This window comes from Natrinema zhouii (assembly GCF_013456555.2).
In the GTDB taxonomy this organism is placed as follows: domain Archaea; phylum Halobacteriota; class Halobacteria; order Halobacteriales; family Natrialbaceae; genus Natrinema; species Natrinema zhouii.
Genome location: NZ_CP059154.1, coordinates 3263791 through 3286621, shown reverse-complemented (window position 1 = coordinate 3286621; position 22831 = coordinate 3263791). Strand labels below are relative to the sequence as shown.

Here is a 22831-nt window from a genome sequence, read left to right as displayed (position 1 = left end):
GCCGTTTTGGCCGATCCACTCGCTCAGGAACGGTCTACTGCCTTTTCGTCCGTTGCCTCGATATTCGGTCGAATCGTCTCGAGTGCGGTCTTACAGTCCTCGGTGATCCGATAGCCGCGCTCGCCGGCGACGTCGGCCTCCTCGAGCAGCCCTGCAGCGGAGAGAATCGTTAGTCGGCCGTGGAGATTGCTCTCACAGAAGTCGTAGGTGTCGAGCAGAGTACGTGCGGCGAGCGGTCCCCGCTCCGAGAGTTCGATGAGGAGACCGACCGTTTCCTCGTCGTGGACGTTGGTCAGCAGCGTCAGGACCGGATCGCTAACGCTTCGCGCGGCCGTCTCGAGGGCCGACGCTTCGTCGACGTCCTTGAGGCGGTCGTTCTGGATGTAACACTCGTTGCCGGTTTCGGGATCACGAACGAGACTCGCCGTGTCCGATCGTTTCCGAAGCAGGTACCGTTTGCCGGTGTCGTCTTCGACTGTTTTCATGAGCGGTCGTTCCGGTTCGATGGCCGTTGTTCAGTACCGTCTCCGGCAGCAGTTTCGGCTGCCTCGTCCGCAGTAGGTTCGGCCGTTTCCGCGTTGTCAATGAGGGCATCGTCCGCCTCAGTGTCGCTCCCAGTGGTAGCATCGCGTTCAGTGCTAGCGTCACGTTCAGTGGTTTCCCCGTCGGAAAACCCTCTGTATCGGCGACCGGCCAGCCCAAATAGAAAGAACCCGGCGACGAGGAGGGCCCCACCGCGCCTGAGGTCGCCCTCGAACATGACCAGCATCAGACCGAGCGAGACGACCAGAACGGCGACGTTGATCACCAGCACCAGCACCCAGAAGGTTTCGACAATCTCGTTTGGGGCGTCCGTCTCGGAGGTAGAGACGCGAGGGATGTCGACTTCGATCGAATTTTCGTCCGGGTCGTCCGACTCGTCGTCCCCGGTCGTCACCTGTGGGATCGTCAACCCGTCACTGTCGGGGTCGTAAAACTCCTCCTCGGGGTCCCACTCCTCGGGCTCGTTCTCGTTCCGGTCGAATACCACATACGGCCCGATGACCAGCGGGAGGAAAAACGTTCGCTTCGCGACTGCCGTCTCATACGGACTACTGTCAGTCATTTCCGGCGCACCTGCGGCCCGCCATGCGGGTGCGCCGGTACACAGGCCCGTCTCAGGCCAGGTCCTCGAGCGTGAGCGTCTGGGAGGTCTCTACCCACGCCAGCGGGTTCTCCGCATCGTAGAAGACGACGCCGTCGTCGATCTCGTAGGATTCGATCGTTGCGGTCCCCTCGGGTTCACTGCTCGGTTCGCGCCGATCCGTCGTTTCATCTTCCATATGGGTGGACACATCGATCACCTGCTCCCATGCTAAGTGTTACCAAGTTATATGTCTTGTTGCTCCCGCAGATTTTCATCGACGCGACTCCACCACCAATCTCGCTCCAACACACCTCCTACGGCGGCGCTCGCGGGCGGGGATTGCAGGGGTTTTTATCCGCCGCCTGCTAATCTCGGTATCATGACTGAGGCGGGCCAGACCGGACTCGCGGCATTCGGCGGCGACTCCGACGAGACCGACGACCGGCCGGAGGAAGAGGCGGTTGCCGTCGCCGGCAACGGCGGATCGAACGCCGCAGAGGTGATCGACGTCGTCGAGGAAACCCTCCCCGAATCCGAGGGCGACCTCGAACTTGCCGTGATGCAGATCGACTACACCATCGCCGGCTACGGCGACGAGGAGCGGCCGATCATGCACGTCTTCGGGCGCACGCCAGACGGCACGCTCGAGCACGTGCAGGTCGTCGGCTTCCAGCCGTACTTCTACGCGCCAACGGACACCCTCGAGCGACCGCCCGAGGAGCAGTACGACCGGCTGACGGGCAGCCGAGAGTACGGCGAGGACGGCGAGCCCCACGAGAGCATCCGGGGCGAGAAGCTCACCAAAATCTTCGGCCAGACGCCCCGCGACGTCGGGCAGATCCGTGACGACTTCGAACACTACGAGGCCGACATCCTGTTCCCGAACCGGTTCCTGATCGACAAGGACATCCGCAGCGGCATCCGGGTGCCCGAACGCCGCGCCGACGACGAGTCGCTGGTCGTCCCCCACAACGAGGTCGAAGCGGTCGACGTCGACGCCGATCCGCGCGTCAACACGTTCGACATCGAGGTCGACGACCGGCAGGGATTCCCAGAGGACGGCGAGGAGCCGATCGTCTGTCTCACCAGCCACGACTCCTATCGCGACGAGTACATCATGTGGCTCTACGAGGCCCCGATCGGTGACGGCGAGATCCCCACCGAAATCGACGACTACGATCCCATCGAGGGCGCGATCGACCACGAAGTCCGCAGCTTCGACGAGGAGGAGGCAATGCTCGAGGCTTTTATCGAGTACATCGACGACACCGACCCCGACATCCTCACGGGCTGGAACTTCGAGGACTTCGACGCGCCGTACTTCCTCGACCGCCTCGAGGAACTCGCGGGCCCCCACCACGAGTACGACCTGTCCATCGACCGGCTCTCCCGCGTCGACGAGGTCTGGCGCAGCAACTGGGGCGGCCCCGACATCAAGGGCCGCATCGTCTTCGACCTGCTCTACGCCTACCAACGGACGGTCTTCTCCGAACTCGACTCCTACCGGCTCGATGCGGTCGGCGAGGCCGAACTGGGCGTCGGGAAGGAACGGTACGCCGGCGACATCGGCGACCTCTGGGAGGGGGATCCAACTCGGCTGCTCGAGTACAACCTCCGGGACGTGGAACTCTGCGTCGAACTCGACCGCCAGCAGGAGATTATCACCTTCTGGGACGAGGTGCGCTCCTTCGTCGGCTGCAAACTCGAGGACGCCCCCACCCCTGGAGATGCAGTGGACATGTACGTCCTCCACGAGGCCTACGGGCGGTTTGCCCTGCCGTCGAAGGGCCAACAGGAGGCCGGCGAGGAGTACGAGGGCGGCGCGGTGTTCGAGCCGATCACGGGCGTCAAGGAGAACGTGACTGTGCTGGACCTAAAGTCGCTGTATCCGATGTGTATGACGACGATCAACGCCTCGCCGGAGACGCGGGTCGATCCAGAGGAGTACGACGGCGAGACGTTCGTCGCCCCGACCAAGCCGAAGCCGACTCACTTCCGCAAGGAACCCGACGGCGTCATGCGGGAGATGATCAACGAACTGCTTTCCGAGCGCGAGGAGAAGAAATCCCAGCGCAACGAGTACGAACCCGGTACCAGAGAGTACGAGCAGTACGACCGACAGCAGGGCGCGGTCAAGGTCATTATGAACTCGCTCTACGGGGTGTCGGGTTGGGAGCAATTCAGGTTGTACGACAAGGATGCGGCATCCGCGATCACCGCGACCGGCCGCGAAGTGATCGAGTTCACGGACACCGCCGCGGGCGAGCTGGATTACACCGTCGCGTACGGAGACACGGACAGCGTGATGCTCGAGCTCGGCCCCGACGTGTCGAAAGCGGAGGCACTCGAGCAGTCGTTCGAGATCGAGGAGTACATCAACGGCCGCTACGACGACTTCGCGCGCGAGGATCTGAACGCCGAGGACCACCGCTTCCAGATCGAGTTCGAGAAGCTCTATCGACGGTTCTTCCAGGCCGGCAAGAAGAAACGATACGCGGGCCACATCACCTGGAAGGAGGGCAAGGACGTCAACAACGTCGACATCGTCGGCTTCGAGTACCAGCGCTCGGACATCGCTCCGATCACCAAGGAGGTCCAGCACCGGGTCATCGAGATGATCGTCCGCGAGGGCGACGTCGAGGGCGCGAAGGAGTACGTCAACGGCATCATCGAGGACGTGCTCGCTAGCGAAATCTCGCTCGAGGAGATCGCCATTCCGGGCGGGATCGGCAAGCGACTGGACAACTACGACACCGACACGGCGCAGGTCCGCGGGGCGAAGTACGCCAACCTGCTGTTGGGCACCAACTTCCAGCGCGGGAGCAAACCCAAGCGGCTCTACCTCGACCGCGTCGATCCGTCGTTCTTCGAGCGACTCGAGGCGGAGGAAGGGTTCGACGCCCGTACCGATCCGCTCTACGGCGCGTTCAAGCGCGATCCCGACGTTATTTGCTTCGAGTATGAGGACCAGATTCCCGAGGAGTTCGAGGTCGACTACGACAAGATGCTCGAGAAGACGCTGCAGGGGCCGATCGAGCGCATCCTCGAGGCGCTCGACATCTCGTGGGACGAAGTGAAGAGCGGGCAGGAGCAGAAAGGCCTCGACAGCTTCATGTGAGTCAGTCGGTGACGACCCCGAAGCGAGCGCCGTCGTTCGTTTCTGCAGTGCGCGGATGGACCAGCTGTACTCGATCCTGCGGGTTTCTAAAACGAAAAATAATCTTCTCGAAATCAGACCGCATCCAATCGAACACGAAAACGTTATGGGGCGAACGACCCTTGGTCCACACGACAGAATACTATGGCACGCCTCGAACTAAACAACCTGCACGCGGAAGTGGCGGACGGCGACGAGACGATTCTCGAGGGCGTAAACCTCGAAGTTCAGTCGGGCGAGATTCACGCCCTGATGGGACCCAACGGCTCCGGGAAGTCGACGACCGCGAAGGTCATCGCCGGCCATCCGGCCTACGAGGTCACCGATGGTGAAGTCCTGCTCCACCTCGAGGAAGGCGAGTTCGGCGAGGAGATCGAAATCGACGAGGACCAGCGCACCTGGAACCTGCTGGACTTAGAGCCCAACGAGCGCGCCGCGCTCGGTATCTTCCTCGGTTTCCAGTATCCCGCCGAGATCGACGGCGTTACGATGACGAACTTCCTCCGAACGGCGCTGAACGCCAAGATCGAAGAGCGCGAGGAGCTCTTCGAGGACGAAGACGGTGAGGAAGTCGAAGAAGAGGAAGACGAAGGCTTCGAGACCTCGCCGATGGAAGGCAACGTTGACGAAGGCGAAGTCGGCGTCGCCGAGTTTCAGGGGATCCTCCAGGAGAAGATGGAACAACTGGAGATGGACGAGAAGTTCGCCCAGCGCTACCTCAACGCCGGCTTCTCCGGCGGGGAGAAGAAGCAGAACGAAGTGCTACAGGCCGCCATCCTCGAGCCCTCGATCGCCGTCCTCGACGAGATCGACTCCGGGCTCGACATCGACCGGCTGCAGGACGTTTCCAACGGGATCAACGCGCTGCGCGACGAGCAGGGCACCGGGATCCTTCAGATCACCCACTACCAGCGTATCCTCGACTACGTCGAGCCCGATCACGTCCACGTGATGCTCGACGGTCAGATCGCCAAGAGCGGCGGGCCGGAGCTCGCCGAGAAGCTCGAGGACAAGGGGTACGACTGGGTCCGCGACGAAGTCTACGGCACCGCGTAACTGGATTCGACTAGAACAACCGTAATAACGCTACAGCCGTAAACACAACTACATCAAAATAATGAGCTCAGATCAAGACCACCTACAAGAGACTGATACCGAGGCCCGGTTCGAATTCAAGAAAGAGGAGAACTCCGCAGTCAGATCCGGCAAAGGCCTGACCGAGGAGGTCATTCGCATGATCTCCGACGACAAGGACGAGCCCGACTGGATGCTCGAGCGGCGTCTCCGCGCGCTCGAGCAGTACCAGAATATGCCGATGCCGTCCGATTGGCCCGGCATGCCTGATCTCTCCGAACTGGACGTCGAAGAGATCATTCCCTACATCCGCCCGGACGTCGACAAGCGCGAAGGCGTCGACGACTGGACGGAGCTGCCCGACGAGATTAAGGACACCTTCGACAAGCTCGGCATCCCGGAAGCGGAGAAGAACGCCCTCTCGGGCGTCGGTGCCCAGTACGAGTCCGAGGTCGTCTACCAGAACATGCAAGAGCAGTGGGAGGACAAGGGCGTCATCTTCTGTAACATGGATGAGGCCGTCCGAGAACACCCCGAGCTCGTCAAAGAGCACTTCATGACGACCTGCGTGCCCCCGAGCGACAACAAGTTCGCTGCACTGCACGGGGCCGTCTGGTCCGGTGGGTCGTTCGTCTACGTCCCCGAGGACGTCACCGTCGAGATGCCAGTGCAGGCCTACTTCCGGATGAACTCGGAAGGGATGGGCCAGTTCGAGCACACGCTCATCATCGCCGAGGAAGGCTCTGAGGTTCACTACATCGAGGGCTGTTCCGCGCCCAAGTACGGAACCCACAACCTCCACTCGGGCGGCGTCGAGGTCTTCGTCGGCGAGGACGCGCACGTTCAGTACTCGACCGTCCAGAACTGGTCGAAGAACACGTTCAACCTGAACACCAAGCGCGCCATCTGCGAGGAGAACGGCACGATGGAGTGGGTCTCGGGCAGCATGGGATCGAAAGTGACCATGCTCTACCCGTGTACGATCCTCAAGGGTCGCGGCTCGACGGACACCCACATCACCATCGCCCTGGCGGGCGAGGGCCAGGACATCGACACCGGCGCGAAGGTCTACCACAACGCGCCCGAGACGAGTTCGACCATCGAGTCCAAGTCGATCGCCAAGGACGGCGGCCGCACCAACTACCGCGGGCTCGTCCACATCGCCGACGGTGCCGAGAACTCCTCGACTGCAGTGGAGTGTGACGCCCTGATGTTCGACAACGAGTCGACCTCGGACACCATGCCGTACATGGAGATCGAGGAGTCGAAGGTCGACGTCGCTCACGAGGCCACGGTTGGGAAGATCGGCGACGAGGACATCTTCTACCTCCAGTCGCGCGGACTGGACGACGACGACGCCAAGAAGATGATCGTCGCCGGCTTCATCGAGCCGATCACGGAGGAACTGCCGATCGAATACGCGGTCGAACTCAACCGCCTCATCGAACTCGAGATGGAGGGGAGCCTCGGATAATATGAGCGCAGGAACACAGGTACACGCCAATCTAACGGAAGAACAGGTACGCGAAATCAGCGGCGACCTCGACGAGCCCGAGTGGCTCCTCGAGACCCGTCTCGAGGCCCTCGAAGCCCTCGAAGACCTCGAGATGCCCGACGTCATCCGGACGCCGGGTCGGGACTGGACGAACCTCCACGAGCTGGACTTCGAGTCCCTCGTGGATCCGCTGAACGCGGCCGAGAACAAGGATCAGGTCGGACCCGAGGACGCCGAGATCCTCTCGTGGGCCGACGCGGTCCAGGAACACGAGGAGCTGCTCAAAGAGCACTTCGGCAGCATCGTCGATACGCAGGAGAACTACCTGACGGCGCTCTCGACCGCCCTCTTCAGCACCGGGACGGTCATCTACGTCCCCGAAGGCGTAGACGCCGAGGACGTCGCCATCCGAACCGAGCAGAATTCCCGCTCGCTGTTCAACTACACGCTCGTCGTCACTGAGGAGTCGTCCTCGGTCACGATCCTCGAGCGTCAGTCGACCGGCGAAGCGGCCGAGGAGCAGTACTACAGCGGCGTCGTCGAAATCGCCGCCGGCGAGAACAGCTACGTCCAGTACGGCAGCCTCCAGAACCTCTCGGAGGATGCCTACAACTTCACCGTCAAGCGCGGCGTCGCCGACACCTACGCGACGATCGACTGGATCGAGGGCAACCTCGGCACCCAGCTGACGAAGACCGAAGTGTCGACGACCCTCAGCGGCGATAGCTCGGAGACGCAGATCGTCGGGGCCTTCTACGGCCACAACGACCAGCACTTCGACATCGACATGAAGGTCTGGCACCGTGCCGAGCACACGACCGCCGACCTCGTCACCCGCGGCGTCACCGACGACGTCGCCCGCTCGGTCTACGAAGGGGTTCAGGACGTCGGCGCGGACGCCTGGGACACCAGCTCCTACCAGCGCGAGAACACGCTGATGCTCTCCGACGAGAGCGAGGCCGACGCCTCCCCGAAGCTGATCATCAACAACCACGACACCGAGGCCAGTCACTCCGCGACGGTTGGCCAGATCGACGCGGAGGACCTGTTCTACATGACCTCCCGCGGTGTCGACCCGCGCGCCGCCCGCAACATGCTCGTCGAGGGCTTCTTCGTGCCCGTCCTCGAGGAAATCGACGTGGACGAGCTCCGTGAGGATCTCGAAGGGCTGATCGGTGCGCGTCTCCGGCAGCGAGACTAACTGCTGTCGCAGCTGTTTTGATTCGGTTTCTATCCGCGCTGACTACCCGCTTTCGCTGTCCGTGCTCCGAGACGACTAAGTAACAGCGGCTCTCTTGTGGGAATATGAGTCTGGGACAGCGTGTCTCGAGCGACCACCAGCTGACCCGATTGCTGCAGATCGGGGTCGTGCTGGAGGAACTCGTCGAGTCACGCGCCGCCCACCACATCGAATCCCTGCCCCCCGAAGAGCGGGCGGAGTTCGACGAGGAGGTGGAGGAGTTGCTCGCTGAGGCCGCCGCGGAGTCGGCCGACCACCGGGAGCGACTCGAGGCGCTGATCGACGATCTCGAGGCGGACACAGTCGGATACGAGGAAATCAACGCGCTGGTCGACGCCCAGTACGGACCGCCGGAGGACACGGACGGCGTCCTCTACGATCAGCTGGCCAACGAGGAGACGGCCTACAAGTTCTACGACGACCTGATCGAAGCGATCGAGGCATCTGATTCCGAGTTCGCCGTCGATCGCGACCGGCTGCTCGAGACACTGTACAGCATCCGCGAGGAGGAAAAGGAGGGTGTCGAAGAAGTGACCGAAATCATGGAGCAAAGAGCATGATCACGGTGACCGCGCTAGCCGCTCCCGTCGGCGAGACGGCCTCGGAAATGACCAGTGACTCCCGGATTCGGTTACTCCGGCGCAAAACGGCCGCGGCCCACGATGGGTCCGATGGAGGGCGAGCATGAACACTGCAGATCAATATCTCAAGGCGATCTACCTGGCGCAGCGAATCGAGGACGGCCCCGCATCGACCGGCACGCTCGCGGAGCTGCTCGACGTGAGCCCAGCCAGTGTTAACGAGATGATCGGGAAGCTTCAGGAACGGGAACTCGTCGACCACGAGAAGTACAAGGGAGCGAGCCTAACCGATGAAGGACTTGAGCGCGCCCACAACGCTCTCCAAACCTACTGTATCATCGAGCGATTCCTCGCGAACGTCCTCGAGGTCGAGGAGTTTCGGGACGAGGCCCGTGCCCTCGAGAGCGTCATCGACGACACCGTCGCGGAACGGCTGGACACGATCATCGACCGACCCGAGCAGTGTCCCGACTGTTTCGACGCCGAGGAGGACTGCTGTGAGCTGCTCGAACTCGAGGCCGGCGGCCACGCGGACTGAGAACGGTCTTGTATACCGTCCGAAGAGACACGTTCAGATTCCTGTTGTGTTTTTCAACGAGCGCTCCGTATAGGCCAACCACACCTTCCAAGGAGCGATATTGTAACTGTTACTCGTCTCATTACACTCCCTGTAATTTGGTAAAGGTCTGAAATAGACAAAGAGATGAATGTATACGATGCGACGTAATCAGCAACGCGAAGATAAAAGAGCTGATGGGGGTTCGACGATTCTGGTCGAGGAACAACCCGATGAATCCACAACACAAGCAATACTGCGGGGAATTGCCGCGTTAAAGGGGGTTACTGAAACGGAACTTGATCCGATCTACAGCAGTGTCGAGACTGATTCGATGGAACAGTTACTAGAACATTCGCGGATGCATGATTCTACTGTCTCTGTCACGTTCGATTTTGAGGGGTGCACCATCCGTGTCCGTAGCAAAGAAGACATACAAATAACGAGCACTACGTCGTATATCGGTTGACAGCACCGTTGTTACGTGTAGTCTGACTCTCTTTGGTCTCCAAACCGGATGTATCGTCGCCCGATAATCGCCGCAGCGACGAGGGCGACAACGACCGCGACGCTGAGGCCGATCGGAAACGGCCAGGTATCGTCCGACCAATCGGATTCGAACACGTCGGCGTAGTAGTTTGCGACCTGCTCGCCGTGGAGCGCGACGAGGACCTCGCGATTGTTCTCGAGCGAGTTCGCGTTCCAGTTCGCGCTGCCGATGATCGCAACTTCCCGGTCGATCACGACGCCCTTGGCGTGAATCTTCTCGAATCGGTCAGTGTCCTCGACGAGTCGAACCTCGAGCGGGAGGCCCTCCCGATCGGCTACCCGCTCGAGGTCGGCCGCGAGCCGTTCGTTTTCGTCCGCGTTGTACCACGTCGATCCGAGCAGGAGTTTCACGTCGACGCCGCGACGAGCCGCCTCGAGGGTCGACTCGAGCAGCGAGACGTCGGCGGCGATACTGGGCTGGACGACGAGGATTTCGTCCTCGGCGCTGGCCAGTAACTCCCGCAGCCGGCCGTCGGCGTTGTCCGGTGCGACGAGGAGTTCGGCCGATTCGACGGGAACCGTCATCGGTTCGTGGGTCGTCGGAAACTCGGACCCAGAGTCGGAGGAGAAGCCCTGATCCTCGTCGACGAACGAGGCGTTCGCTCGGTAGGCGTCACCCGATACCGTGTCCCAGCCCTCGAAGTCGGCCCAGAAAACGGTCGCGAGATCGGCTGCGAGGGTTTCGTCCTCGAGTCGAACGCCCCACCCGCGGCTGCTTTCTCCCCCGACGCCCGAGGGTTTCCAGTTCTCGCTGGTGACCAGCACGCGGTCGTCGGCGACGGCGTACTTGGGATGGTGATACCGGTAACGCGCGCCCTCGCCGCCGATGACGCGGACGTCGACGCCGCCGGTCTCGAGCGTCTCGAGGACGCCCGCGGTCGCCGCCGGCGTGCCGCCGACGGGGCTCGCCTCGAGGAGAACCGAGACGTCGACGCCGCGTTCGGCCGCGTCGACGAGATCCGCGGCGATCGCATCGGAGGTGACGGTGTAGCCGGCCAGAAGCAGCCGTTCGTCGGCGTTCCGGATCGTCTCACGCGGGATCACGGGGGCATCCGGGAGGACGAACGCCGTCGCCTCGTCGACCTCGGCGCTCGAGACGGAGAGACAGGTTGCGTCTCGAGGCCACCACTGGCCCCCATCGCTCCCATCCGCGTCCGTTCGATACCACCGTTCGGCCGTCGGTGCACGGTCGTACGACACCGAATCGATCGTCGTTGTCGCGTTTCGGAGTCGGAGGTCGTCACCGTCGTTCGCGAGCTGGAAATGGCCCTTGAGCCCGAGGATTGGAATGTCAGTCAGCGTTTTCGTACCGTTCGGGGCTGTGCTCAGCGCGACGCGCCCGGAGACGGTCTCGTTCGGGAGTGTCGCCGTCGTGTGGCCGTCAGTGAGTGTGACGTTCTCGAGTCGGGTTTCGGGTGGGATCTCGAGGACGACGAACTCGCCGACGTTTTCGTCGGTAGTTGGATTCGGGTAGAGGCCGACGATACGCGGTTTCGTCGGCGTGTCAGTCGTGGGCGGATTCGTTTCGCCCGCTCGTAGCGGACAGGCGAGTTCGGTCGGTCTGGACTCGCCATTCGCGACTGCTCGAGCCGCGGGCCGTTCGGTCGCCGACGGTCCGTTGGCAACTGCGAACCCGGCGAGTATCGCGGTACTGCCGACGAGGCAGCAGGCGAGTATGGCAACGAGGGTGGCCCGCCGGAGATCCATCGCTCCGTCTGGTCCTCTTTCCGTACTTAAAATATGGGTATCGATGGGGGTAAGTCGCGGCTGAACCGTCCGCAGAGTCGGAGGAGAACGAAGGGTGTTCTACTGACGCTGGCAGCAGGGAATCACCACGTCCTCCCCAACCGATTTCTACTCACGGGCCTTCGGCCCGTTCGTATGGTTCGCGGAACCAACGGTTCCGCGCTAACGCTCGTTCCCTTCGGTCACTCACTCATCCCTCGCACGCTTTGGCCTGTGCCTCGCTATTCGCTCGCCGCAGTTCGGCGCGCGCCACCGCATGTGACTACGCTATCTCGGAGTGAAAAAGACGATCACCCTGTCTGTATCGACTGGCTTCTAGTCGTCGTTCGAAAACAGTCGAGCGAACGGATTACTGGGACTCGAGCGTCAGGCCACGGGCTCGAGGTCCACGCGCTCGGCTTCGGCCTGCACGAGGTAGGCGCGGTCGTCGTCGTAGTCGGCGACGATCTCGAGGGCGTCTGCGGTTCCGATGCGGTTGAGCGCCCAGGCGGCGCTGGCGCGGACGCGGTCGGACTCGTCGTCAGCGAGGACGTCCGCGAGCGGGTCGATAGCGCGGGTGTCGCCGATCAGCCCGAGCGCGCGGGCGGCCCAGCTGCGGACATCGGCCTCGTCGGCGACGAGCTGCTGGGCGATCGGCTCGACCGCGTCTTCGGCACCGATCTCGCCGAGGGCGCGGAACGCGGGCTGCTGGAGGTTCGGGTTGGAGTCGACGTAATCGACCAACGTCTCGACGATCTCCTCGTCGTTGACGCCAATCTTGCCGAGGATTCGCATCGCGGCCTGATCGCGGCGGTTCGCCTTCTGGAGCATCGGATCGATGGCCTCCTCGGGCCCCATCCGTTCGAGGGCCTCCATGCAGTGCTCCTCCATGAAGTCGGAGTCGAACGTCTCGAGGGCGAGCAGGATCTGATCGACGTTGCCCTGCTTCTCGTGGACCTTGAGCGCGTGCCACTCCGGCGGGAAGTCCTTGACGTGATCGAGCACGTCGTAGTAGCCCTCGCGGCGAAGCTGCTCGCGGATCTCGAGGTCGGTCCACTCGGTCGCGTCGTCGATATCGCTCTGCAGGTCGTCGGTCGCCTCGAGCAGGCCGGCGATCGTTTCGGCGTCGTCGTCGGCGTCGAGTGCGGCGTCCTCGACGGCGTCGGCCGCGTCGTCGAGGGTCGCATCGAGCTGCTCGGGCACCGTATCGCCCTGATTGACCAGCGTGACCGAACTTCCGAGTAGCCCGTTCAACTCGTCGAGGAAGTCGTCGACCGCCTCGATCAGTTCGGCGTTGCCCTCCTCAGTCCAGCGGGTGCCCGTGATCGTCCCGCTTGCATCGTTGATCTCACCCACGACGTCCTCGCCGTAGGGCCCGCGCTGGTCCTCGAGGTCGGACTCGAGGTCCGAGAGATCGCTCTCGAGCTCGTCGTACTCCTCCTGCAGTTCCTCTTCCGGCGCGGGTTCCTCGTCTTCGTCTTCCTCGTCCTCGTCGGCTTCGGGCGGCTCCGGCACCTCGACGCTCTCGAGTTCGGCCCGGAACGACTCGAGATCCGCCTCGACAACGTCGAGATCGTCTTCGGTCTCGGCCGCCTCGAGATTCGAATCGAGTCCCTCGAGATCAGCGGCCAGCGCCTCGAGTCGATCGCCGATTTGCTCGAGATCGACCGGCTCCTCCTCGTCCGGTTGGTCCTCGCTGGCCCCCTCGTCACCGTTCGCCTCGTCCTCGCTCATCGTCCCACCTCGAGACGACGCCGATGCTGGCGCGTAACAGCGTTCATACCCTACGGTCGTGTCAGCACGGCCCTAAGCGTTTCCATGCACGTCGACCTCCGCGGGTCGTTCCTTTTCGCCCCAGTAGAACCAGGGACTGAGCACCATGTACGCCAGCCCGAGCGTCAGGAGGGCGTACGGAAACGTTCGACCGACGACGGTAGGAACGAGAATCGCGAGCGCGTGGACGACACCCATGATCGCGGCGTCCCGAACGAGCAGATCTGGATACTGGATCCGCGAGACCATCAGGTAACAGAACGCACCGGTAACCGCGAGCACGAGCCACGGCTGGGTCTCGCCGGCGAGGATCGCCGCGCCGAGGACCGTCGCGGCTAGCGTCGTTTGAACCCCCTCGGTGTAACTCCCGGAGATGTCGTAGGCGGTGTACATCCCCAGCCGGGTGACGGCCATCGCGACGAACAGTGCACAGACCGTCGTCACGAGCAGAAGTTCGGTGGTGATCGCGCTGAAATCGATTCCGAGGCCGTTAGTGATAACGACGAACGAGAGGACGGCGGGGGCGACGGCGAAGGAGGCGACGTCAGCGAGCGAATCGAGATAGGGACCGGCATCGGTGCCGCCGTAGCGGCGCGCGAGAATGCCGTCGAGCCCGTCCGCGATCGCCGCCAGCAGGATCAGTCGGGCGGCCAGATCGATGTCGACGACGGCGACGACGACCGCGACGAACCCCAGTGCGGCGTTGGCGATCGTCACCGCGTCGGCGACACCCAACCGACCGACGAACCGGGGAAGCATATCCCGGATTCGATGGGGAGCTACCTTACGTGTTTTCGTTTCCAGAGCGTTCTCACTTTCGAGGACTGAACCGGGGCGATTATACCGTGACTCGCCCAATGATCACGTATGCACCGGCGTGCCTATCTCGCCGCCGTCGGAACCGCCGCTTCGGCCGGTCTCGCGGGGTGTTCGTCCGCACTGAGCGTCTTCGAGGACGATCCCTGTACCGGCACAGAGTGTCACATCGGGATGAACCGAACCGAGTTCCTCCCCGACGTGTACGAGATCTCTGTCGGCGAGACGGTCGTCTGGAAGAACACGAGTGAGGCCGACCACACTGTCACGGCCTACGAAGGGCTCATTCCGGATGACGCCGACTATTTCGCGTCCGGCGGCTACGAGAGCCAGACGGCCGCATACGATGCCTGGGACGACCGCGGCGGCCGACTCGGGACGCGCGATACGTTCGAACACACATTCGAAATAGCGGGTACCTACGAGTACTTCTGTATTCCACACGAAGGGGCCGAGATGACCGGCAAGATCGTCGTTTCCGAGTGACTGCACCCGGCGGACCAGCTGTAGAACTATCGGTTAATTCTTCCCCCGACGATCGCAAGCACCGTCATTTTGCTGGTGTGTAACACACTACCATGTGGGGCGGAAGTATGAGTAATTCAGAGACCACCGAACCCACTGACCCCACTGAACCGAGCAGCGAACCGCGAACCGGCACCGGGCTTCCGAGCACGGGGAAGATGAAATTTGCGAGCGTCGTCACCGCACTACTCGGGCTCTATCTCGTCGTCTCGCCGTTCATCATCGGGGGGACGGATGCGGGGATGTGGAACGATACGCTCGTCGGCGCGGTAGTGTTCCTGCTCGCGGCTTACAACTTCGTTCGGCTCTCGCGGGATCGACTGGCGAGCGTCGGCGTCGCATCACTGACCGTCTTACTCGGGCTGTGGCTGTTCGTTTCGCCCGAGCTCATCGCAATGGGAGATAGCCAGCTTGCGTCGGGGACCTCGATGTCCGGCCTGCTCATCACCATCCTCGCGGCCTACGTCGCCTACGCGAGTCACAACGCCGAGACACCCGAACGAAGCCGTACCCGTGCCTGACGCCGGCTCGTCCACTTTTTCGTCGGAGCACGAGCGACGCCCGGTAGCCCCGTTCGTCGTTCGGACGGCCGTCTCTCCGAAACGGCTCGAGCCGCAGAAAAACGTCGGTTTGACGGTTGTCGTGCGTTCGACGGCTGCGATTACTCGGCGGCGACGTCTTCGTCGTCGACGTCGACCGCGGTCGCTTCCTCTTCGGCGACTTCCTCGGGGTGGGCCTCGAGGGTGGCCTTCTGGATCTCGACACGGCGCAGCGGGTAGATCGTCTTGGATTCGCCGTAGATCGCGGAGGAGAGGTGTCCCTCGACGACGCTGTCGATGAGCTCCTCGAAGGAGCGGTCCTCGGCGGCCTCTTCGATCATCGTGATCATCTGCTTGCGGATGGCCTTTTCCTGGCTCGCGTCGGCCTTTTTGGTCGTGAAGGCGACGGGCTGGATCTGGACGCGGTAGTCGTCCGTCGTGAGGACGGTGACGTAGGCCTCGACCTTCGAGGCACCGCGACGGACCAGCGAACGCAGGTAGTCCCGCGTCAGGGAGTGTTCAACGAACTCCGTGTACGCGCTGTCGCTCCCCACGTCGGTGATCTTGAAGGTGAGCTTCGTGTTGTTCTCGCTGGCGTTGTTGTTGAGTTCGCCGAGCGTCGTTTCGATGGTTCGGTCGTAGACCTTTTCCGGTTCGTCAGCGGGGGTTTCGCCGAGTTCCTGGCGGTCGAACTGCTCGGGTGCCAGAACGGTGTACCACCGCTTCTCCTGTTTTGCGCGTGAAACTGATCGTTCACTCATTGTGTTGTATCGTGTGTTGAGTCGCTACCGCGTTCGGACACAGGTCCCGTGTCCGTCGGTTCCGCGTGCTGTACGGTTCGTGCCTGCGACGCGACGTCGATCGCGACCTCGAGGTTGACGACGTAGTCGTCGACCGTCGCCTGAAGGCCGCCGGTCGTCTCGCGGTCGATCCGCGTCACGACGGTGCCTGCGCGCTCGTCATCGCCGTCGGCCGTCGCTGCAGCGTCGTCGCGCTCGACGGTCGTCGACATCTCGTCCGTGTTGTCCGGGCTGAGCGCCCGTGCGACGAGGGCCGCATCGTCGTGGTCAGTCCTGATCGTCGCGCGTCGGCTCATCGGAACTCCCTCACTGCCGCGATGATCGTCGATTCGTCCACGTCGGGGTCGTATCGAAGGTAGCCGCGTCGGTGGCCGATGTCGTACTCGACGGCGGCGCCGGCGTCGGCAGCCGTCTCCGAGTCCGCGTCGGTCGCGCCGGTCTCGAGTTCGCGAGCGACGCCCTCGACGGTCGCGCCGAGGGGGTCGGCGCCGCGGGTCGCGATCGCCGCCTCGCCGTCGGAAACGACGAGGACGGCCGGCTCCGGCGACCGGTAGGCCGCCGCAATCTGCGCGATCGCTTCGACGGGGCCGTCGTCGATCCCGACGACGAACAGGCCGTCGTAGCGGCCGGTCGAGGCGTCCTCGAGCGCCGCGTGGGCGCGGCGTCCGTGCTCGCGCCAGGCCTCGAGTGCTGCCTCGCGGACGTCGTGACCCATCGCGAGCGCCGTTCCCGTTCCGGGTTCGGTTCGGGCCAGCGCCTCGAGCACGTCGGCGAAGCCGCCGAGCGTCGCGAAGGTGTGCTCGGGCGTGGCGTAGGGTCGTAACGCCCGACCGATCGACGCCGCGGCGGCGTCGACCGCTCCGTCGGCTCCGACGACATCGAGTGCGACCAGCGAGCTGATCGCCCGGTGGTCGTCCGCATCGAGGTCGTCGGAATCGCCATCGATGGCGTCCGCGAGCGCCTCGCGCGTCGCGTCGGGATCGCCCGACCACGGCGCACGAAGGCGCGTCGAGTACGCGAGGCCGTCGACCGGATCGGCGGTCGGCACCGCGACGCCCGGTCGCTGCTCGACGAGGCCGCGTTCGAGCGCGGTCTCGAGGAGCCACTCGCTCTCGCCCGCACCGGGATCGCTCCCGCCGGCGACGACGCCGGCGAGTGCGAGCACCGGATCGGGCGTCGCACCCATCTCGCGGACGAGATCGACGGCCTCGAGTGTCGCCGGTCGGTCGGCGGCTGCCAGCTGGAGGACGTTATCTGCCTCGGTCGCATCGGCAGTGCCGACGACGACCGTGGCGTCGTCCTCACCGCTCGCGGCGCGAACGCGCTCGGATCGCGCTGCGATCGTTCGGCCGACGGTTACCTGGAACGGCGTCTCGCGGTCGGCGAGGGCACTCGCGAGGAGCCCGCTCGCCGCGAGCGCGTCGCCGTCAGCGCGCGCGACCAGACGGACGAAGCCGGCGCTCTCGAGTGCGCTCGTGGCGGACACCGGCTCGGCGGATCGACCCTCGGTGGACATGCGGTTTATTCGTCCTCGAGCTCGAGCAGCTCGGTCGCCACGTCGTAGGAGTACTGGAAGTCGGGCGCGATTTCGTCGCCGCGGTAGTACTTGACCAGGCGGCGAACCTTCGCTTCGGTGTTCTGCAGGGCGCGCTTGTTCTGATAGTCCTGCTGGTTCTCACGGATGTGCTCGCGCAGGCGCACGGCACGGATCATGAGGTTCCGGAGGTCCTCGGGGAATTCCGACTGCGCGTCGTTCTCCTCGAGGATCTCGGTAATTTTCTTCCCGGTCGCCAGCTTGACGTCCGGGACGGGCGTGCCGGTGACACCTTCGTCACGCAGCTTCATGCCGATCTGACTGGGATCGTGGCCCTGTTCTGCTAGTTCGACGACTCGGGCTTCGATATCGTCCGAGTCGACGTCGCTCCACTCCGGTGGTTCGTCTGCCGACGGCTTGTCCGAACCGGACGAGCCGCGACGGCGGGTGTGCATTCGTGCCATTGGTTGAGGATAGGAATCGCACTGACCGCGCGTGTATACTGTCGAGCGACAGTCACTGGCCCGCGACGGGTAGATCGTGCTGTGCGACAGTAGGTGGCTCTCGCCGTGCACTTCCGCAATCCCAAGCCACCCGGAAGAGTGGGTGACACAGTCGGATTTGCGGCCGTGCGCTTCCCACCACTGCTTCCGGCGTCGGGGACTAAAGCGTTTCTACATCGACAGCGGCGACGGTCGGGAAATATCGGGCGTGACGCGGCTGCCGGTCAGAGCAGAATCGCGAAAATCAGCACGGAGAGGCCGACCATGGCCGCGGCGTGTTTCGCGCCCGCTCTGATATCACCGGTGCTCAACTGGCCGGCGATTAGCCCCGAGAGCGTGCCCTGGACGAGGGTTGCGTGGAAGAACAGGATCGCGTAGCCGTCGGCGCTGGCCTGGGAGAACCCGCCGAGCCCGCTGATACCGGAGCCGGACGCGGCGGAAAGTTCCGCACCGTCGGTCGGGAGACTCGGGATGAGATAGCCGGCGAGCACCGCGATGATGAACAGGAAGACCAGAAACGAGACGTAGACGACCACCATGTACTCGACCATCGCCTGCTTGCGCTCGCGCTCGAGGCGGCGATCGGCCGCCGCCTGTCGCGCGGCAATTCGGAGGGTGGTCTCGAGGTTGCCGCTGGCCTTCATCGACTCGGTCAGCAGCGTGACGACCCGGGAAATCGATCGGGTGCCGACGCGGGCCTCGAATCGGGCCAGCGCCGTCTGGAGGTCGGCACCCCACTGGACGTCGTTCCAGATCCGATCGAGTTCGGGACCGAGCGGCCCGAGATCGGACTCTCGAACCCGGCCGATCGACGTCACGATCGACATACCGGCCTCGTTGACGCTGGCGAGCCGATCGAGCAGATCCGGCACCGCGCCTTCGATCGCCGAGAGTCGGCGACGGTGGAGTTCGTACGCGATCGCGAAGACGGTCAGGACCCCGAAGGCCCCGACGGCGATGGTGTCGTCGACCGTGGTCGCGTCGAACCCGCCCTCGAGCGCCGTCGGAAGCCGGTTCGCCACTACTGCGAGCACGATCGGGACGGTGAGCACGAGCGTGAGCGTCGGCCGCTCGACGAGCGTTCGGATCGGGTGGCCGAACCGATCTCGAATTCCGGCCAGCAAGCGGTAGTACCGCACCCGTTCGACGTTCGGGTGCGGAGTCGGGGCTGGTCCGGTGGCGGCGTCCCCATCCGGACGACCCCCGCCGTCCGCCTGCAGCTCGACGGCAGCCGACTTCGTATCGACTGCCGGTGTGTCGACGTCGGGCGACTTCCCGTCGACATCGCTGCTGGGATCGAGCCGGTCGGTCACCGTGCTCAGATACACGATGAACCCGATATTCGCCACGGGTAAGACGAGGTAGACGAACGTTCGCAACTGCCCGAACGTGTCGTCGCCGGCGATCCCCATGACGACGAGGATGGTGATGAGAAAGAGCGGCCCCGCGACTAGCACCGTGACGTAGGCCTCGGCCAGCGTCCCGAGCAAATCGAGGGCACTTTCCTGCTGTGATTCGGCGTCCTCGCGGTAGTCCTGATACTGGCGCTCGAGGAACGCCGAGAGGCCCTGGCCGCTCTGGAGGACGCTGACGAGGTTTTCGGTGAACTCGCGGAACTGCGGGTCGGGCGAGCGCCGCCCCATCGTCTGGAGGGCGGTGATGACGTCGGTGCCGAACGTGTCCATGCTCCGGACCGCGACCGAAAACTCCGCGGCGGCCTCGCCGTAGGTGTCCTGCTGATCGGCGACGACGCGGACGACCTCCGGGAACGCCATGCCGCTTCGCGAGAGCGCGTAGATGAACGCGACCAGCGCGGGCAACCCCGCTTCGATCCGTCGAGCGCGGGCGTCGGCGACGTACCCCGGATACCACCACCGGAGCCAGTACGCGCCGTAGCCGGCAACGGTCCCGAAGGTAAGCGCGGAGCCGCCCAGGAGGACGACGAGTCGGCCGAGCGACAGGGACGAGAGCCCGCCCACGGCCGCGAGGGCCGCGAGTGGCCCCGGGAGCGCCGCCCGCATCGTCTCGGGATCGATCGAGAGGAGAACGAGAAGGCCCCAGGTGGCGTAGACACCGAGAATCGAACCGACGACGGCAGCGGTGGCGGCGTACAGGAGCGTCTTCGACCCGTAATCGCGGCCGGTCGTCGGCAGCTGTGCGGCTCGCAACGCCGCTTGTCTGTCGGGGCGCTCGCCACGAACTGCATCGACGGCGCCCCCGAAGAGCCGGATCGCGATCCGGCTCAGGACCCGATCGACGCGGTCGACGTATCTGGCGAGCAGGATCGGCACACAGAGCACCACCGCGACCGCCAACGGACCGACGGTGACGAGGTTCATCCGTCTCGAGCGCTCCCGGCTCCGGTTTCGGCCGATCCGTCGACACTTCCCGTCTTGAGGTGAGTGGTTGCGGCGCTATCGTCGTCACCCGCCGGATCGTCATCACCGTCGTCTCCAGCATCGTCACTGATCGTCTCGAGGATCCGATCCGGGTCGCTGTAGTACTCGTTGACGAGCGCGGTAAAGCGCCGGTAGTCGGTGATGTCGTTTTCCTGCAGGTACTCGAGGAACCGCTCGCGGTTCGAGAGTTCGGTCAGGAGCGCCTGCTGACTCCAGCCGCGTTCGTCACGGATCTCCGAGAGGAGCTTGCTGCCGGTGCTCTGGAAGCTGTCGGTCTCGCCGTCCCACTCGTAGGCCGTCGAGTAATCGAGTTCGCCGGTTCGCTGGTCGACGCCTTCGATCTCGGCGAGGACCTTGTTCCGGCGCACGCGCTGGTCGCCCGAGCGCGTCAACGTCTGTACCGCGAGCACGTCGAGGCTCTGGACCATCGCCCGGGGGACGTTGATCGGCTCGTTCTCGAGCCGGTTGATGGCCGTCTGCACCGAATCGGCGTGCATCGTCGAGTAGGTCGTGTGGCCGGTATTCATCGCCTGAAAGAGGGTCATCGCCTCCTCGCCGCGGACTTCGCCGACGATGATGTACTCGGGGCGGTGCCTGAGAGCGGACCGCAACAGATCGTACATCGTCACGTCGGTTCCCTCGTGCACTCGCTCGCGCGTGAGTGAAGAGAGCCAGTTGTCGTGGGAGAGTTGGAGTTCGCGGGTGTCCTCGATTGTCACCACCTTGGAACGGGGCGGGACGAACATCGAGATGGCGTTCATGCTCGTCGTCTTCCCCGACGCGGTGCCGCCCGCGAAGAGCAGGCTCTTGTTGTGCTCGATCGCGAGCCAGAGGTAGGCCAGCTGTTCGACGTCGAACGTGCCGTACTCGAGCAGATCGATCGGCGTGAACGGTTCGTCGGCGTACTTCCGGATCGTGAAGGCCGAGCCGCGCGGCGTCACCTCTTCGCCCAGCGCGAGTTCAGCTCGGGAGCCGTCGGGGAGGGTCGTCTCGACCATCAGGTCGCCGATGGAGATATGCCGGCCCGAGTGCTGGGCCAGCCGGACGACGAACCGATCGAGTTCGGGCTTCGCGAACGAGACGTTCGTCTCGATGTCGGTGTACTCGTCGTGATAGACGAAGATCGGCAGCTCGTAGCCGTCACAGGAGACGTCCTCGACGTGGGGATCGTGCATGATCGGGTCGAGCGGACCGTACCCCCGGAAGTCCCGGTGGATGTAGTAAAACAGGCGGTAGAACGTCGCCGTGTCGATCTCGGCCCCGTAGCGTTCCAGGTACTCTCGGGCCGTCTCTCGGAGTAGCGACTCGACGTCATTGCCCTCGTGTTCGCGGTACAACAGCGGATCGCGCACGTCCTCGAGCAGCGTCTCGAGTAAGACCGCCTCGTCCTCGCGTAGCGTCGGTTCGACGGTCCGGTACCGGTGTTCGCTGGCGTCGTGGTCGTAGCCGACCGAGATGAACGAAAACGGCGCGTTGACCCAGTAGCAATCGACCGCTTCGAACCCGTCGGGATCGTCGAACGTGACCAGGGAGCCGTGGCGACCCGGCTCGTAGTCACCGACATCGACCGTCGATCCCTGCAGGGTTTCGACGACTTGTCGGAGCGTGCGCCGAGCGGCGTCGATGGTCGACTCGCGACGCTCGTCGTCGGCCGCCGCCGAACCGTCGGCGGCGGTACCCGCCGAATCGTCGTGCGAGCGGGCGTCGACGTCGCTCTCGACGTCGTTTGTTGCTTCGTCCGAGCCGTTGGATTCTGGGGATTCCATCGATCGCTGGTTTCGCGACACGTCCGGACGCGACTGTCATAAAGGAGACGGCCGACCAGCGGGTCCGATCGGTTCGTCGACGGAAAACTATCCGTTTCTCGAACCAGTTGTGCTACTCCTCTGTCGTGCGTTACGTTCATACCGTGGGAGTCCGAAGAGTCAGATACGGAATGAGGCGCGAGCACTTCACGTTAGATGTCGCTAATATCGACTGGGTCGAGACCGACGGCGAGCCGAAAAAGCCCGTGGTATCGATCGATTTCACCGGCCCGGCGACGATGCTTCGCGAGCGCCTGACTGATCCCAGTGGCGACGTTCTCGAGGCGAGCGAGACGGACGTTGCCCTCCGATTACAGGGGCCACTCGGCGACGACACCGCGGGTGTGGTGAGCGTCACCAACCGCGTCACTGGCGAGTTCATCCTCGAACTCAACGAAGACGCCGACGACGTCCTTCAGTTCATTCAGGCCGCGCGGGGGTACGGCGATTCGGCCGACGACGAGGGTCGGTACGAGGTCGAAATCACGCTCGACGGCGACTCGTTTGTTAGCTACGACAAGCGAACGTTCCTCGTCTACGACGACGAGGGGAGCCTGCTCAGACAACACAGTCTGATCCCCAGCGGCGTCGAACTCTGAGCGTCGGGTATTGTTTCCAGCGTCCGCGTTATCAC

Annotated in this window: 22 protein-coding genes; 10 read left to right on the top strand and 12 right to left on the bottom strand. The window is 63.8% G+C overall.

Annotated elements, in window-relative coordinates:
- Positions 1–23: 23 nt before the first annotated feature.
- From HYG81_RS35065 to HYG81_RS35055, 3 genes are read right to left on the bottom strand one after another with little or no spacing between them, the layout of a single operon-like run.
- A complete protein-coding gene (locus HYG81_RS35065) occupies positions 24–485 on the bottom strand; it encodes a DUF7346 family protein (protein WP_180840790.1) in 462 nt (153 codons plus the stop codon).
- Positions 482–1105, bottom strand: coding sequence for a DUF7322 domain-containing protein (locus HYG81_RS35060; protein ID WP_226375972.1), 624 nt, complete (start codon positions 1103–1105; stop codon positions 482–484). Before HYG81_RS35060 ends, HYG81_RS35065 begins: the two co-directional genes overlap by 4 nt.
- 52 nt (positions 1106–1157) lie before the next feature.
- Entirely contained in the window at positions 1158–1322 is a 165-nt protein-coding gene (locus HYG81_RS35055; protein WP_226375971.1) for a DUF7331 family protein, read from the bottom strand.
- 183 nt (positions 1323–1505) lie between these two features.
- On the opposite strand from HYG81_RS35055, the gene HYG81_RS35050 reads away from it, so the two are divergent.
- From HYG81_RS35050 to HYG81_RS45795, 7 genes are all read left to right on the top strand, one after another.
- Entirely contained in the window at positions 1506–4244 is a 2739-nt protein-coding gene (locus HYG81_RS35050; protein ID WP_180840788.1) for a DNA-directed DNA polymerase, read from the top strand.
- A gap of 183 nt (positions 4245–4427) precedes the next feature.
- On the top strand, positions 4428–5339 hold the full coding sequence (locus tag HYG81_RS35045; RefSeq protein ID WP_180840787.1) for an ABC transporter ATP-binding protein: 912 nt from the start codon (positions 4428–4430) through the stop codon (positions 5337–5339).
- Positions 5340–5400: 61 nt separating this feature from the next.
- Positions 5401–6831 carry a Fe-S cluster assembly protein SufB gene (sufB, locus tag HYG81_RS35040; RefSeq protein WP_180840786.1) on the top strand — a complete coding sequence of 477 codons (1431 nt, stop codon included), beginning with the start codon at positions 5401–5403 and terminating at the stop codon, positions 6829–6831.
- A gap of 1 nt (position 6832) precedes the next feature.
- Positions 6833–8053: a Fe-S cluster assembly protein SufD gene (gene sufD / locus HYG81_RS35035; protein WP_180840785.1), complete on the top strand. Its 1221-nt coding sequence runs from the start codon at positions 6833–6835 to the stop codon at positions 8051–8053.
- 104 nt (positions 8054–8157) lie between these two features.
- Positions 8158–8652: a ferritin-like domain-containing protein gene (locus HYG81_RS35030; RefSeq protein ID WP_180840784.1), complete on the top strand. Its 495-nt coding sequence runs from the start codon at positions 8158–8160 to the stop codon at positions 8650–8652.
- A gap of 124 nt (positions 8653–8776) precedes the next feature.
- Positions 8777–9211, top strand: a complete 435-nt coding sequence (locus HYG81_RS35025; protein ID WP_180840783.1) for a metal-dependent transcriptional regulator — start codon at positions 8777–8779, stop codon at positions 9209–9211.
- Between the two features lie 169 nt (positions 9212–9380).
- Positions 9381–9698, top strand: a complete 318-nt coding sequence (locus HYG81_RS45795; protein ID WP_425607522.1) for a HalOD1 output domain-containing protein — start codon at positions 9381–9383, stop codon at positions 9696–9698.
- An 11-nt stretch (positions 9699–9709) separates the two neighbouring features.
- On the opposite strand, the gene HYG81_RS35015 is transcribed toward HYG81_RS45795, so the two are convergent.
- The 3 genes from HYG81_RS35015 to HYG81_RS35005 all read right to left on the bottom strand — a co-directional run bounded on the left by HYG81_RS35015 (position 9710) and on the right by HYG81_RS35005 (position 14035).
- Positions 9710–11485 (bottom strand): phospholipase D-like domain-containing protein, encoded by a 1776-nt coding sequence (locus HYG81_RS35015; protein ID WP_180840781.1) that lies wholly within the window; start codon positions 11483–11485, stop codon positions 9710–9712.
- Positions 11486–11890: 405 nt separating this feature from the next.
- On the bottom strand, positions 11891–13237 hold the full coding sequence (locus tag HYG81_RS35010) for a HEAT repeat domain-containing protein (RefSeq protein WP_180840780.1): 1347 nt from the start codon (positions 13235–13237) through the stop codon (positions 11891–11893).
- Positions 13238–13309: 72 nt separating this feature from the next.
- Complete coding sequence (locus tag HYG81_RS35005; protein ID WP_180840779.1) at positions 13310–14035, bottom strand: protein sorting system archaetidylserine synthase; 726 nt, start codon at positions 14033–14035, stop codon at positions 13310–13312.
- A gap of 108 nt (positions 14036–14143) precedes the next feature.
- Here HYG81_RS35005 and HYG81_RS35000 point away from each other — a divergent pair, with 108 nt between their 5' ends.
- Together HYG81_RS35000 and HYG81_RS34995 are read left to right on the top strand one after the other, a co-directional pair.
- On the top strand, positions 14144–14578 hold the full coding sequence (locus HYG81_RS35000; RefSeq protein WP_180840778.1) for a cupredoxin domain-containing protein: 435 nt from the start codon (positions 14144–14146) through the stop codon (positions 14576–14578).
- A 107-nt stretch (positions 14579–14685) separates the two neighbouring features.
- Positions 14686–15138, top strand: a complete 453-nt coding sequence (locus HYG81_RS34995; RefSeq protein ID WP_180840777.1) for an SPW repeat protein — start codon at positions 14686–14688, stop codon at positions 15136–15138.
- Between the two features lie 140 nt (positions 15139–15278).
- On the opposite strand, the gene HYG81_RS34990 is transcribed toward HYG81_RS34995, so the two are convergent.
- From HYG81_RS34990 to HYG81_RS34965, 6 genes are all read right to left on the bottom strand, one after another.
- Positions 15279–15917, bottom strand: coding sequence for a 30S ribosomal protein S3ae (locus HYG81_RS34990; RefSeq protein ID WP_180840776.1), 639 nt, complete (start codon positions 15915–15917; stop codon positions 15279–15281).
- A complete protein-coding gene (locus tag HYG81_RS34985) occupies positions 15914–16252 on the bottom strand; it encodes a KEOPS complex subunit Pcc1 (protein WP_180840775.1) in 339 nt (112 codons plus the stop codon). Before HYG81_RS34985 ends, HYG81_RS34990 begins: the two co-directional genes overlap by 4 nt.
- The gene (locus HYG81_RS34980) at positions 16249–17472 is read right to left on the bottom strand and encodes an exonuclease (protein WP_180840774.1); all 1224 of its coding nucleotides are present in this window, start codon (positions 17470–17472) and stop codon (positions 16249–16251) included. The genes HYG81_RS34985 and HYG81_RS34980 overlap by 4 nt, the downstream gene beginning before the upstream one ends.
- A gap of 5 nt (positions 17473–17477) precedes the next feature.
- Entirely contained in the window at positions 17478–17954 is a 477-nt protein-coding gene (locus HYG81_RS34975) for a 30S ribosomal protein S15 (RefSeq protein WP_180840773.1), read from the bottom strand.
- Between the two features lie 263 nt (positions 17955–18217).
- A complete protein-coding gene (locus HYG81_RS34970; RefSeq protein WP_180840772.1) occupies positions 18218–20332 on the bottom strand; it encodes a type II secretion system F family protein in 2115 nt (704 codons plus the stop codon).
- A complete protein-coding gene (locus HYG81_RS34965; RefSeq protein WP_180840771.1) occupies positions 20329–22158 on the bottom strand; it encodes a type II/IV secretion system ATPase subunit in 1830 nt (609 codons plus the stop codon). Before HYG81_RS34965 ends, HYG81_RS34970 begins: the two co-directional genes overlap by 4 nt.
- A 170-nt stretch (positions 22159–22328) precedes the next feature.
- Between HYG81_RS34965 and HYG81_RS34960 the strand changes: the two genes are divergently transcribed.
- Positions 22329–22796: a DUF5793 family protein gene (locus tag HYG81_RS34960; protein WP_180840770.1), complete on the top strand. Its 468-nt coding sequence runs from the start codon at positions 22329–22331 to the stop codon at positions 22794–22796.
- Positions 22797–22831: the final 35 nt, after the last annotated feature.